This window comes from Flavobacterium sp. CFBP9031, from assembly GCF_034044945.1.
Taxonomy (GTDB): domain Bacteria; phylum Bacteroidota; class Bacteroidia; order Flavobacteriales; family Flavobacteriaceae; genus Flavobacterium.
Window position 1 is genome coordinate 169,819 of sequence record NZ_JAXCWF010000008.1, and the last position, 17,428, is coordinate 187,246.

The 17,428-nt window shown below is 32.6% G+C and carries 12 protein-coding genes; 5 read left to right on the forward strand and 7 right to left on the reverse strand.

The window, feature by feature from the left end:
* Nucleotides 1–80: 80 nt before the first annotated feature.
* Nucleotides 81–563 (forward strand): hypothetical protein, encoded by a 483-nt coding sequence (locus SOM12_RS14805; protein WP_320493985.1) that lies wholly within the window; start codon nt 81–83, stop codon nt 561–563.
* A gap of 106 nt (nt 564–669) precedes the next feature.
* On the opposite strand, the gene SOM12_RS14810 is transcribed toward SOM12_RS14805, so the two are convergent.
* A complete protein-coding gene (locus tag SOM12_RS14810; RefSeq protein ID WP_320493987.1) occupies nt 670–1,050 on the reverse strand; it encodes a DUF1573 domain-containing protein in 381 nt (126 codons plus the stop codon).
* Between the two features lie 289 nt (nt 1,051–1,339).
* Between SOM12_RS14810 and SOM12_RS14815 the strand changes: the two genes are divergently transcribed.
* The 3 genes from SOM12_RS14815 to SOM12_RS14825 all read left to right on the forward strand — a co-directional run bounded on the left by SOM12_RS14815 (nt 1,340) and on the right by SOM12_RS14825 (nt 7,487).
* Nucleotides 1,340–3,973: a valine--tRNA ligase gene (locus SOM12_RS14815; protein WP_320493988.1), complete on the forward strand. Its 2,634-nt coding sequence runs from the start codon at nt 1,340–1,342 to the stop codon at nt 3,971–3,973.
* A gap of 177 nt (nt 3,974–4,150) precedes the next feature.
* The gene (locus tag SOM12_RS14820; protein ID WP_320493989.1) at nt 4,151–5,176 is read left to right on the forward strand and encodes a hypothetical protein; all 1,026 of its coding nucleotides are present in this window, start codon (nt 4,151–4,153) and stop codon (nt 5,174–5,176) included.
* Nucleotides 5,136–7,487: a hypothetical protein gene (locus tag SOM12_RS14825; protein ID WP_320493991.1), complete on the forward strand. Its 2,352-nt coding sequence runs from the start codon at nt 5,136–5,138 to the stop codon at nt 7,485–7,487. The genes SOM12_RS14820 and SOM12_RS14825 overlap by 41 nt, the downstream gene beginning before the upstream one ends.
* Nucleotides 7,488–7,543: 56 nt before the next feature.
* Here the strand turns inward: SOM12_RS14825 and SOM12_RS14830 are convergent, their stop codons facing one another.
* The 4 genes from SOM12_RS14830 to SOM12_RS14845 form a co-directional block, all read right to left on the reverse strand.
* The gene (locus SOM12_RS14830; protein WP_320493993.1) at nt 7,544–8,854 is read right to left on the reverse strand and encodes an APC family permease; all 1,311 of its coding nucleotides are present in this window, start codon (nt 8,852–8,854) and stop codon (nt 7,544–7,546) included.
* A gap of 140 nt (nt 8,855–8,994) precedes the next feature.
* Nucleotides 8,995–11,223: a TonB-dependent siderophore receptor gene (locus tag SOM12_RS14835; RefSeq protein ID WP_320493994.1), complete on the reverse strand. Its 2,229-nt coding sequence runs from the start codon at nt 11,221–11,223 to the stop codon at nt 8,995–8,997.
* 285 nt (nt 11,224–11,508) lie between these two features.
* Entirely contained in the window at nt 11,509–12,234 is a 726-nt protein-coding gene (locus SOM12_RS14840; protein ID WP_320493996.1) for a DUF4198 domain-containing protein, read from the reverse strand.
* Between the two features lie 144 nt (nt 12,235–12,378).
* Nucleotides 12,379–14,697, reverse strand: coding sequence for a TonB-dependent receptor (locus SOM12_RS14845; protein ID WP_320493997.1), 2,319 nt, complete (start codon nt 14,695–14,697; stop codon nt 12,379–12,381).
* Between the two features lie 218 nt (nt 14,698–14,915).
* Here SOM12_RS14845 and SOM12_RS14850 point away from each other — a divergent pair, with 218 nt between their 5' ends.
* Nucleotides 14,916–16,076 carry an MFS transporter gene (locus SOM12_RS14850; RefSeq protein ID WP_095929814.1) on the forward strand — a complete coding sequence of 387 codons (1,161 nt, stop codon included), beginning with the start codon at nt 14,916–14,918 and terminating at the stop codon, nt 16,074–16,076.
* 38 nt (nt 16,077–16,114) lie between these two features.
* Here SOM12_RS14850 and SOM12_RS14855 read toward each other — a convergent pair whose 3' ends face one another.
* Both SOM12_RS14855 and SOM12_RS14860 read right to left on the reverse strand, forming a co-directional pair.
* Complete coding sequence (locus SOM12_RS14855) at nt 16,115–16,768, reverse strand: hypothetical protein (protein ID WP_320493998.1); 654 nt, start codon at nt 16,766–16,768, stop codon at nt 16,115–16,117.
* A gap of 16 nt (nt 16,769–16,784) precedes the next feature.
* Nucleotides 16,785–17,261, reverse strand: coding sequence for a DUF6265 family protein (locus SOM12_RS14860; protein WP_095929816.1), 477 nt, complete (start codon nt 17,259–17,261; stop codon nt 16,785–16,787).
* Nucleotides 17,262–17,428: the final 167 nt, after the last annotated feature.

Here is a 17,428-nt window from a genome sequence, read left to right on the forward strand (position 1 = left end):
ACAGAAAAACTTTGCCGAAACCTTTTTACGGAAATCTTTTTTCTTTAATTTTATAGTGATATCAACGAAATAAAAAAAATATGAGAAATCTAACCTTGTCTTGTTTGCTTTTATCCTTTATTGGATTGCAAAGCTGTAAAAATGAAGAAAAACAAAAAGCCACGGAAGCTGCAAAAGCAGAAGGTGAAGCGGTGGTAAGCACTGCATGCTATAAAGCAATTTATGAAAAGGATACAATAGATTTAAAATTGAATACTTTAAAAAACGGAAAACTAGCGGGAGATATGATTATGAGAGTCGCTCCTTCAACTGTTAGAACGGGAGAAGTTGCAGGTGAGTTTCATGGTGATACTTTGTTTGTAGATTACACTTTTAAAGACAATGTAAATGGAGATAAAACGTTTAAGAACCCGATGGCACTTTTGAAACGTAACAATCAGCTTATTTTAGGAAATGGTGTCATGCAAACTACAATGGGTGTTACTTATTTGGTAAAAGATAAGCCAATTGATTTTGAAAGCGTAAAATATAAATTTGATTCTGTTGAATGCGCTGCGAAGTAAATAAAGAATAAAGAATAAAGATGTGAGAAGCAAGAGTTTCTTTATAAAGATAAAAAGCCGTTTCTAGATTTAGAAACGGCTTTTGTTATTTAAAGTTTTTAAATTCTTATTGAACTTCACCCTTAATTTTAAGAGCTACTCTTCCGTCAGGATAGTTTACTGCGTTTGTTTCAACAGTAATTGTTTTACGAATAGGTCCTGCTACCATGTTATATTTTACATCGATTTTCCCTTTTTTGCCCGGCATAATTGCTGCTGCAGGTTTGGTAACAACGATTGAACTTAGCGTAGATTCTGCGCCTGTAATTAATAAAGGAGCATCACCAGTGTTTGTAAATTCAAAGGAACGAAGTCCATTGTCACCTTTAGAAATTTTTCCATAATCAATTGTATTGTCTGGGGCTGCAAATTCAATTTTCGGGCCGTTTTGTGCATAACTTACTGCGCTAAACAATAAGACTGCAATAAAAGAGGCTGCATTTTTCATATGAAATCTTTTTTTTAATTGTAAGTAAATATACATTCTTTTAATTAACACACAAATTATTATTTCTCTTTTTATAGTCTACTTAATTATTTACTTTTGCTGTCAGTTATAAATACAAAAATTGAACCAGTTTTTTGTTTGACTGTTTAGTCGTTTATTTGTTTAATCGTTGAGATTGATTTATAAAAGACTTTTTTTAACAGAAAATAAGAAAACAAATCAATTTGAAATTCGATGATCAAAACCGATTAAACGGTTAAACAAATTAACGATTAAACAACCCTAGTAAATGACAATTCCAGCACAATTTGACGCTAAGACGATTGAGAGTAAATGGTATGATTACTGGATGAAAAACAACTATTTTCATTCAGAACCAGATCATAGAACACCGTACACCATTGTAATTCCGCCGCCAAACGTCACGGGAGTCCTTCACATGGGACATATGTTGAATAATACGATTCAGGATGTTTTAATTCGTCGTGCACGTCTTAAAGGATTCAACGCTTGTTGGGTTCCAGGTACAGATCACGCCTCTATTGCAACTGAAGCAAAAGTGGTAGCGAAATTAAAAGCAGAAGGAATCAATAAAAACGATTTGACCCGCGAAGAATTCCTAAAACATGCTTGGGAATGGACCGATAAATATGGTGGAACAATCTTAGAACAACTTAAGAAATTAGGAGCTTCTTGCGATTGGGAACGTACTAAATTTACGATGGATCCAAATATGTCTGCATCTGTAATTAAATCGTTTGTAGATTTATACAACAAAGGTTTGATCTACAGAGGATACCGTATGGTTAACTGGGATCCAGAAGCAAAAACGACTCTTTCTGACGAAGAGGTAATCTATGAAGAACAGCAAGGAAAATTATTTTTCTTAAAATATAAAATTGAAGGTTCAGAAGATTTCTTGACGATTGCAACGACACGTCCTGAGACTATCTTTGGAGATACTGCCATCTGTATCAATCCAAACGATGAGCGTTTTACACATTTAAAAGGTAAAAAAGCGATTGTTCCAATCTGCGGAAGAGTAATTCCAATTATTGAAGATGAATATGTTGATGTAGAATTCGGAACAGGATGTTTGAAAGTAACACCTGCGCACGACATGAACGACAAAACTCTTGGTGAAAAACATAACCTTGAGATTGTTGATATTTTTAATGAAGATGCGACATTAAACAGCTTCGGATTACATTATCAAGGAAAAGACCGTTTTGTGGTTCGTACTGAAATTGCAAAAGAACTAGAAGAAATTGGGGCTTTAGCAAAAACAGAAACACACTTAAATAAAGTAGGAACTTCTGAAAGAACCAAAGCGGTAATCGAACCAAGATTATCTGACCAATGGTTCTTGAAAATGGAAGAATTAGTAAAACCAGCAATTAAGTCGGTTTTAGAAACAGGAGAAATTAAATTACATCCAAAACGTTTCGAAAATACATATGCGCATTGGTTAAACAATATTCGTGACTGGAACATTTCTCGTCAATTATGGTGGGGACAACAAATTCCAGCATACTATTATGGAGACGGAAAAGAAGATTTTGTAGTTGCAGAAAATATCGAAGATGCTTTAGCTTTAGCAAAAGAAAAAACATCTAACAGCTCACTTACAACATCTGACTTAAAACAAGACGTTGACGCTTTAGATACATGGTTTTCATCTTGGTTATGGCCAATGTCAGTTTTCGGTGGAATTATGGATCCAGAAAGTCCAGATTTTAAATACTATTATCCAACAAACGACTTGGTAACTGGTCCGGATATTTTATTTTTCTGGGTTGCGAGAATGATTATTGCAGGTTATGAATATGCAGGAGAAAAACCATTTACAAATGTATATTTGACTGGTTTAGTTCGTGATAAACAACGTCGTAAAATGTCTAAGTCATTAGGGAATTCTCCTGATCCTTTAGATTTGATCGATAAATTTAGTGCAGACGGAGTTCGTGTAGGATTGCTTTTAAGTGCTTCTGCTGGAAACGACATTATGTTTGATGAGGAATTGTGCAGTCAAGGAAAAGCGTTTTCAAACAAGATTTGGAATGCTTTTAAATTGATTAAAGGTTGGGAAGTTTCAGAAACTATCGCACAGCCAGAATCATCAAAAGTGGCTATTGAATGGTACGAAGCGAAATTACAGCAGACTTTAGTTGACATCGAAGATAATTTTGAGAAATACAGAATTTCAGATTCTCTTATGGCAATTTATAAATTGGTTTGGGACGATTTCTGTTCTTGGTTCTTAGAAATGATCAAACCTGCATACCAACAGCCAATTGACAGCGTAACTTTCGCGAAAGCGATCGAAATGTTAGAAAACAACTTGAAGTTATTGCATCCGTTTATGCCTTTCTTAACAGAGGAAATTTGGCAGTTAATTGCAGAAAGAACTCCAGAAGAAGCTTTAATTGTTTCGACTTGGCCAGAAGTTAAACCGTTTGACGCAAAATTAATTGCTGATTTTGAAAACTCAATTGAAGTAATTTCTGGAATTAGAACAATTAGAAAAGACAAAAATATTCCGTTTAAAGATGCCATCGAATTAAAAGGAATCAACAGCGAAAATGTTTCTACTTATTTTGATTCAATCATAACGAAACTAGGAAACGTTTCTGCATTCGAATATGTTTCAGAAAAAGTAGACGGAGCATTGTCTTTCCGTGTAAAATCAAATGAATATTTCATTCCGATTACGGGAAACATTGATGTTGAGGCTGAAATTGCAAAACTGACAGAAGAATTAAATTATACTAAAGGATTCTTGAAATCTGTTGAAGCAAAACTTTCAAACGAGAAATTCGTAAACGGAGCTCCAGAGAAAGTCCTTAATTTAGAAAAACAAAAACAAGCTGATGCTCTAGCAAAAATTGCTACAATTGAGCAGAGTTTGGCTGGTTTGAAGTAAGAAATCAAACTTAGTTTTAATACTAAACCCGACAGATTTTTAAAATTTGTCGGGTTTTATTTTGGTGTAAATCACATCAATTTTTTTATAAAAAATAAATCGGACTTTTATGATTTTTGTATTTCAAAAAGGTATAAATTTAATACGATTTTTCACTACCTAAATTTTCTTTTTCAAATGAAAAAAATCTTATTTTTTGCATCCATTTTGACTCTTTTTTTCTCTTGCTCCAACAAAATTGAGAATGTTGAGAAATCTTTTTATTACTGGAAAAGTAACAACTGGAGTTTGAATTCAAAGGAAAGTCAGGTTTTAAAAGATTTAGAAGTCAAGAAATTGTACATTAAGTTTTTTGAGATTGATCATAATGAAGCTTATGGAGATTTTCCTGTTTCCAAAACGTCTTTACATTTTTATCAAAAGGAAGCTTTTTTAATTGTTCCAACGGTATATATTAAAAATGAGGTTTTTAAAGATACGAATAGAGAAAGGATAGATACACTTGCCAAGAATGTTGCTTTTTTGATTAATAAATATATAAATGAAAGATTTGAAGGTGCTATTGCGGCAAAAGAATTTCAAATGGATTGTGATTGGACTTTGACAACAAAGGATAATTATTTTTATTTTTTGAAGAAATTAAAGGCAGTTTCAAAAAAAGAAATTAGCTGCACATTGAGATTATATCCTTATAAATATCCTGAAAAAATGGGTATTCCTCCAGTTGATAAAGCTACTTTAATGTGTTATAATTTGATAAACCCATTAGCGAATCATTCTAAAAACTCCATTCTAGATATAGAAGAATTAAAACTTTATCTCAATAAGAAAAGAAAATATCCACTCCACTTAGATATTGCGCTGCCCACTTATTCTTGGATGCAGGTATATAAAAATGATCATTTCTACAAAGTGATTTATGAGGGACAGAAAGAGGTTTTAAAATCTTTAAAAGAAATTAAACCTTTATGGTATGAGGTTACAAAAGATACGGTCGTCGATAATTTTTATTTAAGAATTGGAGACAAGATTAAATACGAAAATTTAACCTCAAAGAAAATTAATGAGGCAATTGAAGTCATCAAAAAGAATGTCGACTTTGACGCCAATACAACAGTAACATTATTTCATTTAGACGAAGAACAATTAAGTAATTATAGCAATGAAGAACTTTCTAGTTTTTATAGCAATTTTAGTAAGTAATAGCATTTTTGCTTGTGGGTTTTATCCGTTTGGGGAAGAAATCCGATATTCATTTTTTAACCCTTCGAATTTTAATTACTATTCTTATTCAGAATTTAATTATTCTTATAATTCATTCTATCCAAATATTGACGGAGTGTACCCGCAAGGTTCAATCGATGAGAATGAAAACCTTTGGATGAAATATTGTCGAAGTAAAGTTTCTATCGAAGCTATACGAAGCATTTTATATGATTTTAATGAAGAGGATATTAATGAAAAATCTTCGAATGAAATGCTTCTGTATTTTTATAAAACTAAAAATATAGAAGCCATAAATTATTTGAAATTTGCTAAAACCTGTGAATCTCTTAATGGAATGTATGGCGATCCATGGGAAAAAAAGGAAGGAGCTACAATGCCAAAGAGAAAAAATCTTATAGATAAAGCCATAAAAATTTCTAATAAGGTTAAAGATAAAGAAATCAAATTACGATATACTTTTTTGGCTATTAGACTAGCCTATTATAATAATGATTTGGAACAAATCAAATCATTGTATGATACTATTTTTAAAAACCAAAAAAAGAAAGATATACTTAATTACTGGAGTTTATATTTTAGGACATTTGCCGAAACCGATAAAGCCTTAGCAAATTTTTATGCGGCACAGGTTTTTGTAAAAGCTCCAGATAAGCGCTTTATGATTTCTCAGGTATTTAACTCTAAAATTTCATTGGAAGATGTTTTAAAGTATGCTAAAAATGATGAAGAAAGGGCCAATGTTTATTTTTTAGCAGGTGTAAAAAAGAGCGATCAAGCCTTGTTTTGTTTAGAGAAAGTCTATCAGTACTATCCGAAATTTGAAGGTCTTTCTTTTTTGCTTCTTAGAGAAATTCATAAAATTGAGGATTGGGTTTTTACACCTTATTATTCTTTATTTAACCCAGCAGTTTCAAAATATGACTATTGGTCAGAAGATGCAAATAATTCGATAAAAGATGTTTTAAATAGGGTAGAAAATGATAGGATTTACGCTGGCAAAGTGTTGCAATTTGTAAGCAACGTAAAACTTAAAAAAATTAATGACCCAATTTTATGGAAGTTAGGAAAGTCTTATTTATCATTTGTAACAAAAGACAACCAGAGCTGTTTGAATGAAATTGCCATTATAGAAAAGGAAATTCCGAAAACAGGTCCCCTTTATAATCAAATAAAAATTATAAAAGCATTAGCCTTAACTGCCAATCAGGAAAAAGGAAAAGCTGTCATTTTGGATGCAGTAAAACCAATTCTTCTTGAAAATAAAAAAAATAGAAAATTTTTATTTGCTATTGGAAGGGAATTAGAATACAAGCAGAATACATTGGATGCCGCTTTTTTATATTCAAAACTTAATGAAGTTGTGACAGAGCCTGCTGATTATTCTGAAAATAATACAGCAGTTTGGAAAACTTTAAAAAACAAAAGCAATTCATACAGGGATTTTTATTCTAATTACTTTGAATACATTGATGTGATTTATTCGCCAGAACAAGTGCGGGAAATAGTAGAAAGGATTGAAAATAAAAGAGAGAAGCTAGATTCGTTTTCAGAATGGAAACAAAGTTATCTTAAAAAAGAAATTCCAAGATTATACGATTTGATTGGAACAAAATACATTCGTCAAAACAATCTCAAACTAGCCTCTGACTATTTTGGTAAATTGGATATTGACGAAATTGCCAGTTATGCAGATTGTCTTTGGGAAAAACCAAATTGCAAAGAATCAGATATGTTTGATGTAAATCCGTTTTTTGTCCTTAAGTATACTCCTGAGTTTATTAAGCAAGAAAAGTCCTTTAGATTAAATAAAAGAAGCATTACGGAACATTTAATATCATATCTTAAAAAGGCTTCTAATCCGAAAGAAGTCAATAAGGACTATTATTATTTTTTAGCAGGGAATGCTTATTATAACATGACACAAAATGGAAATTCATGGATGATGCGCCGTTACAATTGGCATCATTATGTTGATGATACTCCATTTGAAGATGAGAAAGAATATTTTCAAGGTAATTTAGCACAGCAATATTATCTTTTAGCGTTAAAGCATGCTAAAACAGAGAAGTTTAAAGCTTTATGCTTGAGAATGATAGGAAGGTGCGAAAAAAACAAACTACAATATCAATACCCTGATGATTACAATAGCCAAATTGAAAATTACGATGATTTTCTTTTAAGTAAAAATAAATACTATCAGGATTTAAAATCGAAATATGCAGATGATTATGTTGATCTAATGTCTGACTGCAGTTCTTTTGAAGAATATTTTAAGGCGAGAAGGTAAAAAACAAAATCCCAATATTGAATTTCAGTATTGGGATTTTGTTTTGTTATAATATTTTACTTCTTCTTCAAAAACAAAAACAAAGGATAAGAAACTATCGTAATCGCAACAATAATAATAAAACTTTTAGGGTCACTGTAAATAAATCCTCCAAGTAATGCAATAGAAAATATAATCGCAATTATAGTTGTCCAAGGATACCAGAAAGAACGGTAAGGTCTTGGCAAATCAGGTTCAGAAGTTCTTAGTTTTAAAAGCGAATAATAAGCCAATCCCCAAACGATTATAGAGATAAAGGCAGCGAAAGAAAATAATACTTCAAAAGAGCCAATGCAAATTAAAAACAAACTGAAAAGAGAGGAAACCAATAGCGCAACAATTGGAGTTCCACCTTTGTTTACTGTTGTTCCTTTTTCGATAAAGAAACCGTCACGGCTTAATCCGTAAAGGATTCTTGGCGGAATCATCATAAAGGCATTCAAAATACTAATTAAAGAGAAGATCGAAATTACGGTTACAATTTTTGCACCACTTTCTCCAAAAAGAATTTTGGCAACATCGGCAGCAGCTAGATTAGATTTGGCTAAAGTTTCGATTGGCAAAACATGAAAAAATGCTGCGTTTACCAAAATATAAATGGCCACAACTAGTAAAACACCACTGTATAAAGATTTCGGAATATTTTTACTTGGATTATCATTTTCTTCTGCAAAAAAGCAAACGGCATTCCAACCATTATAAGTTCCAATAATGAGTTGTAATGATTTAAAAAATCCAAAAATAAGCCCGATTTGAAAAATAGAACTATCCGTTTTTATCGCTGGAACTTCAACTCCAGAATACATAAAACAAGCCACAACCAAAGCCACAAAGCAAATGACTTTTAGTAAACTGGTAATCTGCTGAATTACACTTCCGTTTTTTACGCCGCTTAAGTGCAGCAAAACAAATGCAACCAATAAAGAAATAGACAATACTGTCGAATAATTGGCTAATTGCGGAAATAAAATAATCGTGTATTCGCTAATTACGATGCAATAAAACGCGGGCGGAATAGCGTTTACAATATAATCGTACCAGCCAGAAAGAAAACCGGCATACTCGCCCAAAGCTCTTTTAATATAATTGTACGATCCACCGGCTTTTGGCAGCATTGTAGCCAATTCTGAATACGAATTTGCTCCTAATAAAACATACAAACCTCCAAAGAGCCAAGAAGCAAGAATAAGCCAGTAATTATTCAACATTTCTGCAATAGTTCCTGGCGTTCTTAAAATTCCAACACCAATTGTTCCGCCAATTAAAACGGCAATATTAAAACTAAGGCCTAAACTTTTTTGTAATTGGTTTTTTGTAGAATCCGACATTCTTGAATTGGGTTTTAAGTATGATAATTTCAAGCAAAAATAGTATTAATTGAATTAGTATTGAGCTTAAAATAAAAATCCCAAGATTTTCGAGTGAAACTGAAAACCTTGGGATAAAATCAAAACTCTAATTCAATATTTTAGAACTTGTAGCGCAAGCTAGTCATAACTTGACGAGGCGCTATTGGGTTCACACTATAATTTTCGTGAACGGTGTAATTTAATTCGTTTGTAATGTTTGATAATTTACAAAGGATTGAGAATTTTCTCCAAGTATATCCAACAGAGGCATCAATTGTAACATAACCTTCTAACGGAATTTCTCTATGGTAGATTCCATCAGGATATTTAGTAAGATCTGTACTGTATTGGTCATTCCAGCCTCCTAAACGATCACCGATGTAGTTTCCAACAGCTCCAACAGATAAATTTTTAAATAAACCTTCTTGTACCGTATAAAAGAAACTTAAGTTTGCTGTATTTGCTGGAGTTCTAACAAGACGATCGCCTTCAATAAAACTTCCGTTTAAACCAGATGTTTTAGTATAACGCATATCGTTGTAGCTGTAACCTGCAATTATGCTAAGTCCATCAATTGGTCTTGCAGTAACATCCACTTCAACACCTTTACTTTTAGTTTCGCCACTTAAAACTTTTACGTTTGTGTCTGTGTTTAAACTTCCATCAGCTTTAAATTCTGCAGTTTGAGCCAAGTTGCTGTTTGTAATTTGATATACCGTAATATTTGTGCTTAACAATCCTTGTAGGAAATCGGTTTTAATACCAGCTTCATATTGATCAATAATAGAAGGCTCAATTGGTTTTAAATCTGCTGTAGTTCCTGTGTTTGGAGTAAACGAAGTAGAGTAGCTACCAAAGATAGAAACCTCTTTTCTAGGCTGATAAATTAATCCAAATTTTGGAGAAAATGCATTGTCTAATTTTTTAGCGCCTACTGTAGGAACTGCATTTTCAGGCGTAACAGTTTGTTTTCCTCCAGCAAAAGTTTCTTTGTAAGTTGTAACTTCGGCTTCTTGCCAAGACCAACGTACACCTGCTAATACTTTAAACTTCTCTGTAATCGAAATTAAATCCTGAAAATAGACACCAAAACGGTTGGTTTCTGTTTTTGCAATTTGAGTTGCTCTAGCATCTGGAATATCATTTCTTTGTGTTGACGGATCAAAGTTGAATAGATTGATGGTATCATAATTTGCAGGATTAAATGCAAAAGTATAGGCTGTTGCAAACGAGTTTTCCCAGTCTGCACCTGTAAAAATTTGATGTTTTACAGATCCTGTATTAAAGTTTCCTTGAAGACTTAATTGATCTCCTAAAATTTGTTCTGAGTTGTCATTTTGAACCAAAGGTCTTGTCCAGTCTCCATTGTCTTTTACAGAAGATAATTGTGCTGTAGATTTCGAAGCTCTATCATAATTCTGGAAAGAAGAATTAAAGTTTAATTTCCAGTTTTTATTGAAATCGTGATTTAAGAGTACAGATGCACTAGCCGATTTTGTGTTACCATTAGACCAAAGTGCTCCATAAAAAGTATTTCTAGGCAAATCAAGAATTTGCGTGCCAATGATTCCAGTTCCAAAATCAGGTGTCCAATCTGCACTTAAATAATCTCCTTGTAGTGTAATTTGAGTTTTAGGATTAATGATAAAAAGCAACGATGGATTTACATATACACGTTTGTTTTTTACAACATCTCTAAAGCTTTCAGAATTCTCGTAAGAACCGTTAATTCTAAATGCGATTGATTTAGTAAGACCTCCGTATAAATCAAATGCTGGCTTATAATAAGAGTAGCTTCCAATTTGCATTGAAACTTCTCCGCCACTTTTAAATTGAGGTGTTTTGGTTACTAAATTAAGAATTCCTCCTGGCGCTACGTTTCCAAATAGTAATGCTGAACCACCTTTTAAGAATTCTACTTTATCTAAGCCAGAAACATCTGGAATTGATCCTGCATTATAACGGAATCCGTTTTTAAACATATTGTTTGCAGACATGTCATAACCTCTAGAGAAAAAAGATTCCTGCGCACCACCACGAGCAGAACCAACGTAAACACCGTTAGCGTTTTTAAGAACTTCGCTTAATCTAATTGCTTGCTGTTGTTCGATAATTTCAGAACCAATAACTTGTATGCTTTGTGGATTATCCATTGGTTTTAATCCAGAGCGAACCGCTGTTACGGGTTTTGGTTCTTTGGTTTTAGTAACAACTACTTCATTTAAAATTTCCCCTTTTTTATTCTTAACGGTATCGTTTACTGAAGAAGTAGATTCGGCGCTTGAATAATCTTGCGCATAAGAGGCAAAACTCAATAATCCTAATACAAATAGTAAATTATATTTCATGGTATTTATTTAGATTCAATAAAAATTATCGAATGCAAATATAAATAGACATATTCTTTAACAGGAAATTATGAACTGGATTTCTTACTTAAACCTTTCTTAGTCTTTTCTTAAGATTTGCTTAAGAATTTTCTAATGTTATTTTAATTTTGTATTTAAAATGAATTAAAATCCATCATAGGATGTTCTACAAAGGCATTTTTACAAAAAAAAACAGGGCTGGCTCATTTTTGAGTCAGCCCTGTTTCAATTGAAATTAAAACCTAAGAATGAGATTTCCTGAAGTTATTTTACAGCAATTTGGTAAGTTGCCATTTTCCAGATTTCATCGTATTTTTTTCCGTTATGTTCACCCGCAGATTTCTCTGTATGAGCATATTCTACCATATAGTTTCCAGACCAGATAGGAGTAAAAGAAAATTCTCCTTTATCATTTGTCCATAATTCTTTTTCCCACCCGTTCGGAGCGATAACTTTAATTTTTGTTTCTTTTGCGATAGCTCCATCATAAGAAGCTACTCCCGTGATTTTAGTATCTTTTTTTGCAACATCTGCTTGTTCTGAGAAGACAGCAATTTTATTTGTGTTAGATGTAATATTGTTTCCCGCAGCTTTATTTCCAACAACAACCGTTGCGCTAGAATTGTAGTCTAATTTCATTGTTCCGTAAACATCTCCAACGGTATGGTGCATTACGATGGTATAAACTCCGTCTTCGTCTGGTGTAAAGAAAGCTTGGTATTTATTGTCTAAAGCTTTAGAAGTTAATTTAGTTTCTTTTTTTGAAGGAGAAATTACAACTAACGAGAAATCCTTTAAATCAGAAAACCATTTATCAGCTTTTGTAATATCATTATCAGAGAATTCTCCAAAATAAACAGAAATTTCCTGAGCTTTTCCTTTCGTTCCAGTTGCTTTGGTTTCAATCCATAAAGCATGAGCAAAAAGCTGAGGTGCAGCAAAAAGCATTAGAAATAAAAAGCTTAGTGTTTTTAAAGTATTTGATTTCATAAGATCAAGTTTAAATTATTAGATGATATTTTTTACAAACATAAGTCTTATTTAGAATAATTAAAAATAAAACACAAAAAAACCTCGAAATTCATTCCATATTGAACAGATTTCGAGGTTTTAGAAATTATTTGAATAAGAAAACTAAAGTCTTACAGTTAGGTTTACTAAGAAGTTTGCTGGAGTTTGAGCCATTCCATAAGAATCCCAATATTTTGTGTTGGTCAGGTTGTTGAATTTAACTCCAAGTCTCCAAACGGGTCTGTCGTAAAATACTGTTGCACTATAAATAGAATAAGAAGGAGCATAAAAGCTTTCGTCTTCAAATTTATATTGTTTGTCTACATAATTTCCTCCAAAACCAAAGCCTAAATTTTTTAGTGTGTTTTGAAGTTTGTACGAAACCCAAAAATTCAGCACATTTTCTGGTGCGCCGCTAGCCTTGTTGCCTTCAATTAAAGGGTCAGACGATTTAACGATACGATTGTCATTATAAGCATAACCAGCCGTCATGTTTAAACCGTTTATCGGATTGGCAATGAATTCAAAATCAATTCCTTTACTTACTTGTTTTCCATCCTGAACATTATATCCGTCCGGTTTTGTTCTTGTAGCATTATCAATGGTAATGTTATAATAGCTTAGTGTTGTGCTTAATTTTTTATTGAAAGCTTCTACTTTTACACCACCTTCGTATTGATTGGCATAAACTGGTTTTAAGATTAATATTGATCCATCTGGCTGATTTACTGGACCCGAATTTTGAAAACCATTCATATAATTTCCAAATAAAGAAACCTGATCTTTAACTACTTCATAAACCAAACCTAATTTTGGAGACAAAGCAGTTTGGTTGTAACCCTCTGTATCTTCGATTTTTTTCTGAACAAAGTTATCCAAACGAAGACTAAGCATTACAGATAAGCGATCTGTAAAGCTAACTACATCTGAAGCATAAACACTAAAAGTCTGCTCATTTGGAACGCCAAATTGCATTTCTTTCAATTTTGGGTCTACATCGCTTTTTCGAATTGGTTCGAAATCTGTTGTTACATCAATTTCATCTAATACTTGTGTGGTAGCATATTTAAATGTTCCTTTTGTAAATCTGTAATTAATACCTGTTAAGAGTTTATGTTTGATGCTTCCTGTAGAAAATTCACCATTAATATTTTCTTGAAAATTGGTAAAATTATTATGAATTGGCCCAAAACGGGATACCATTCTTTGAACTTCTGTCGGCGATTTCCATGCAGTGTAGTACTGATAACTATGATCGACACGTTCGTCTACCAATGAGAATAGTGTGGTAGATTTCCAGTTGTCAGAAAGTTTATATTCTGCCTGAGCAAATATTTTAGGAGAACTTGTTTTAGCATCAAGATCATCTGCAAATAAGCTTGTTCTGTAATCTACTTTTAGGTCTGTTGGGTTGGTAAGTCCTGCCGCATACGAACGTCCGTAAGTCGGACGTGTGTTGTTGGTATTGAAAATCTCGGTGTCTAGACTCAGCGTTAACCTATCGGTTGCTTTATAAATAATGCTCGGTGCAAATAAGACCGTTTTATTAAAACCATAATTTAAGAAGCTGTTTTCAGTATTTGCCGAAGCGTTCATTCTAAACAAAACTTTTTTGTCCTGAGTCAAAGGCATATTAAAATCAACCGCAACGCGCTGTAGTCCAAAGCTTCCTCCTGTATAAGATATCTCTGTTTTGCTAGTTTCAAAAGGCTTTTTGGTAACCAAGTTTACAACTCCTCCAAATGAAGAAACAGAAGAACCAAACAAAGTTCCAGAAGGCCCTTTTAGCACCTCAATTCGTTCGGCATTATCAATTGAGATTGAGCTTCTCCCAGAAAGAGTCTCCATACCGTTTCGTGCATTTACACCCGTGCTGAATCCTCTAAAACTAATTTCAAGTCCGCCAGAAGGATATATTTTTGAGATTGCGCCCGTAGCATTTTGAACCGCGCTTCTTATGTCTACCGCAATTTGCTCTTGTAATAGTTCTTTGTGAATAACATTATAAACCTGAGGATTTTCCAGGTTCTTAAGTGGCATTCTGGCAACATAATCGGTTTTTTTTGATAAGTTGCTTTTCTTGCCATTTACGATAACTTCATTTAATTCCTTATTAGAAACCTTAAGCTTTAAATTAATTGTTGAGGTTTCATTTTCTGTTACTGTAACTTCAGTTTCTGCGGTTTCGTAACCTGCCAAAGATACTTGAAGTGTATAAGAATTGGCTCTTACTTTATTAAAATCAAAAGTACCATCGTCATTAGAAACAGTACCATATTTAGAGTTTTTAAGAATAATATTTACACCTGCAGCAGCATCGCCGTCTGAGGTAGTTATGGTTCCTTTAATTTTTCCGTGGTTTTGTGCAAAAACCGATAAGAATGAAAATAAAAAACTGATAGAAAATAGAAAACGTGTAGTTTTCAAACTGAGGTAATTCATTGCTATTTATTAATTGGTTTATAAATAATATTTATTTAGAATAAATAAAAACAATGCAAATGTAAAAATTAAAATAACTTTGACAATTTTATTTTTTGTCGTTTAGTTTTGAAATTGTTAAATGTTGATTATTGAGATAATTAAAATGAAATTCTTAGTTGATGTTTTAACGAGATAAAGTTTTAAAGCCTTAATTTTGCAATCTGAAAAATGACTTCATGATTTTACCATTCTTTAAAAAGATTCAAAATACGCCTAGAGGATATCGTATTGCCAATACTGTTTTTTTCTTCCTTTCTGGTTTTGGATATTCTTCGTGGGTTTCAAGAATTCCACATATACAAGCCCAATTAAAATTGTCTGAGGCCGAATTTGGTGCAGTTTTATTTGCTTTTCCGATAGGTTTAATGCTAACAATGCCTTTTACAGGAAAACTATTAAATAAATACAGCAGCCGTTATATCATGCTTCTTGGTGCGGTTATGTTCAATATTGCACTGTCTTTGCCTGGTTTGGCGGCATTTGTTTGGCAGTTGGTTATTATACTTTTATTCTTTGGGGCTTCTCGTAATATTTTCAATTTATCTATAAATGCACAGTCTCTAGAAGTGCAGAAACTATATCCGAAATCTATTATTACGCGTTTTCATGCCGTTTGGAGTATTGCCGTTTTCTCGGGTGCGGGATTAGGTTATGTAATGGTGACGCAGAAAATTGCACCATCGCATCATTTATTGGGAGTAAGTATTTTTATGCTGGCGCTAACGGCTTGTTTTTATCCGATGAGTATTCACAATGAACCTGTTCCAGTTAAAAAGAAGTTCTTCTCGATGCCGGAAAAAAATCTGGTAAAATTCTCTCTAATTTGTTTCGTTTCAATGGCTTGTGAAAATACCATGTACGACTGGAGCGGAATTTATTTCGAAAATATATTGAAAGCTTCTCCAAAATTAACCAGTGCAGCATTCGTGTTTTTTGCTTCGGCAGTAACGTTAGGACGTATATTTGGAGATTATGGCGTAATGAAATTTGGAACTAAAAAAATCTTGCTTTATAGCGGAATTTTAATCACAGCTGGTTTCGGTGTTTGTTTTATTTTGCCGTATGCCTACCCAACAATTTTCGGTTATGTTTTAATCGGATTTGGGGTTTCTTGCGTGGTTCCGTTAGTATTTAGTATTGCCGGAAGATCTTCAAAATTAAGCAGTGGTTCTGCTTTAACTTCGATATCAACAATTGGTTACCTCGGATTTTTATTGGTTCCGCCAATGGTTGGTTTTATCTCCGAGTATTTAAGTATGAAATGGGCGTTTCTTGTTATGGCGCTTCTTGGTATTCTGATGATTTTTATGGTGAATAAGATCGGCGAGAATGAGTAGTTTTTGTTTTTAGTTGTGAGAAGATTTAAAGATTATATTTAATGGTTTGTTGCTTTTGGAGCAAATTTAAAGAGTAAATATATAAAAGAGCCTTGAATTAGAATGTTTATTATATAATTTATAATCCAAGAACCATCCCAAATTTTTGGAATTAAACTGCATAGCCAAAACAAAAATATTCCAATACCAGCAAACATCAAACTTAAGATAAGCCCCATTGCGATTCTCTGTGAAAAAGAAGAGGTTCTATCTAAAAAGAACATCATAGGAATCATTATAATAGCTAAAAAATAAAATAAGATTGATGAGGTTAAATGGAATGCTGAATTTCTAGATTCAATTACATTTACTTTAACGTTATCATTTCTAGATTTATTTATAATGGTTTTATTTGAAGAAAAACTTGAGATATATTCTGAGAAGATCTCTATGATGTTTTTACGATTAACAACTTCATCTCTTAACTTTAGCATACTACCTTTTGTGGCATCATCGGCTTTAGTATCCAAAATTATTAAATTCAATTTCTGAATTTGTTCTATTTTATTACTGATTTTGTAATTATACGAAAATCCAACTAAGTTATCTACAAGTAAAATTCCCAAAAGGGAGAGTGTAATGATGGCTGCCTTCGAAGAGATTTTTTTTCTCTCATCAAAAACAAAGTCAATTAATTTATCAAAGAAAATCATAAATTAAGTAAAAAAATTATTTCTTCGTCATAACAAACTTCTCAGAACTTGGTTTTCCATTCAAATTCCCAGAAATTTCAGCTGTCAAAGTATTATTTACACCTTTTGTATACGTGATTTTTTGAGGATAATCGTGTTTCGGATTTTCAAAAATCAATTGTTGCTCTGTTTCTGAAGTAGAAGGGAAGAAGACCGGTTTGTCTTCGTTTTGCCCTTTTACTGTTGCTTTGTAAGTAAGGGTTTCGCCTAGCTGAGCCAAAACAATAGTTTCAAAATGCAAAGTGTCTTTCCCTTTTATAAAATAAGAAGAAGCACTGAAAGTACTGTCGTTTAGTTTTTGCCAATTTTCAGATAAAATGCCTTCAGGAGTTTTGTTTTCCCAGTTTCCAATTAACCAGTCGGCTTTTTTGATTTTATCTTTTTCTACGGTTTCTTTTTTCTGACATGAAACTGCGGCTAATACAAGAGCTAAAAGAGTAATTTTCTGAAACATATTTATGAGGTTTTTGATAGCACTAATGTATGAAAAAAATGTTTGCCACAAATTTCACAAATTTTCGCGATTTTTTTTTATATCTGCCACAGATTAAAAGGATTAAAATGATTTTTTTTACTGTGTGTTTTGCACAAGTTCTCTTTTTTTTATTTCACGCAGATTTA

Excerpts from the sequence above, each read along its gene's own strand:
- SOM12_RS14820 (WP_320493989.1), top strand. The coding sequence starts at position 4,151 with ATGAAAAAAATCTTATTTTTTGCATCCATTTTGACTCTTTTTTTCTCT.
- SOM12_RS14860 (WP_095929816.1), bottom strand. The coding sequence starts at position 17,261 with ATGTTTCAGAAAATTACTCTTTTAGCTCTTGTATTAGCCGCAGTTTCA.
- SOM12_RS14825 (WP_320493991.1), top strand. The coding sequence starts at position 5,136 with ATGAAGAACTTTCTAGTTTTTATAGCAATTTTAGTAAGTAATAGCATT.
- SOM12_RS14845 (WP_320493997.1), bottom strand. The coding sequence starts at position 14,697 with ATGAATTACCTCAGTTTGAAAACTACACGTTTTCTATTTTCTATCAGT.
- SOM12_RS14815 (WP_320493988.1), top strand. The coding sequence starts at position 1,340 with ATGACAATTCCAGCACAATTTGACGCTAAGACGATTGAGAGTAAATGG.
- SOM12_RS14855 (WP_320493998.1), bottom strand. The coding sequence starts at position 16,768 with ATGATTTTCTTTGATAAATTAATTGACTTTGTTTTTGATGAGAGAAAA.
- SOM12_RS14810 (WP_320493987.1), bottom strand. The coding sequence starts at position 1,050 with ATGAAAAATGCAGCCTCTTTTATTGCAGTCTTATTGTTTAGCGCAGTA.
- SOM12_RS14850 (WP_095929814.1), top strand. The coding sequence starts at position 14,916 with ATGATTTTACCATTCTTTAAAAAGATTCAAAATACGCCTAGAGGATAT.
- SOM12_RS14805 (WP_320493985.1), top strand. The coding sequence starts at position 81 with ATGAGAAATCTAACCTTGTCTTGTTTGCTTTTATCCTTTATTGGATTG.
- SOM12_RS14835 (WP_320493994.1), bottom strand. The coding sequence starts at position 11,223 with ATGAAATATAATTTACTATTTGTATTAGGATTATTGAGTTTTGCCTCT.
- SOM12_RS14830 (WP_320493993.1), bottom strand. The coding sequence starts at position 8,854 with ATGTCGGATTCTACAAAAAACCAATTACAAAAAAGTTTAGGCCTTAGT.
- SOM12_RS14840 (WP_320493996.1), bottom strand. The coding sequence starts at position 12,234 with ATGAAATCAAATACTTTAAAAACACTAAGCTTTTTATTTCTAATGCTT.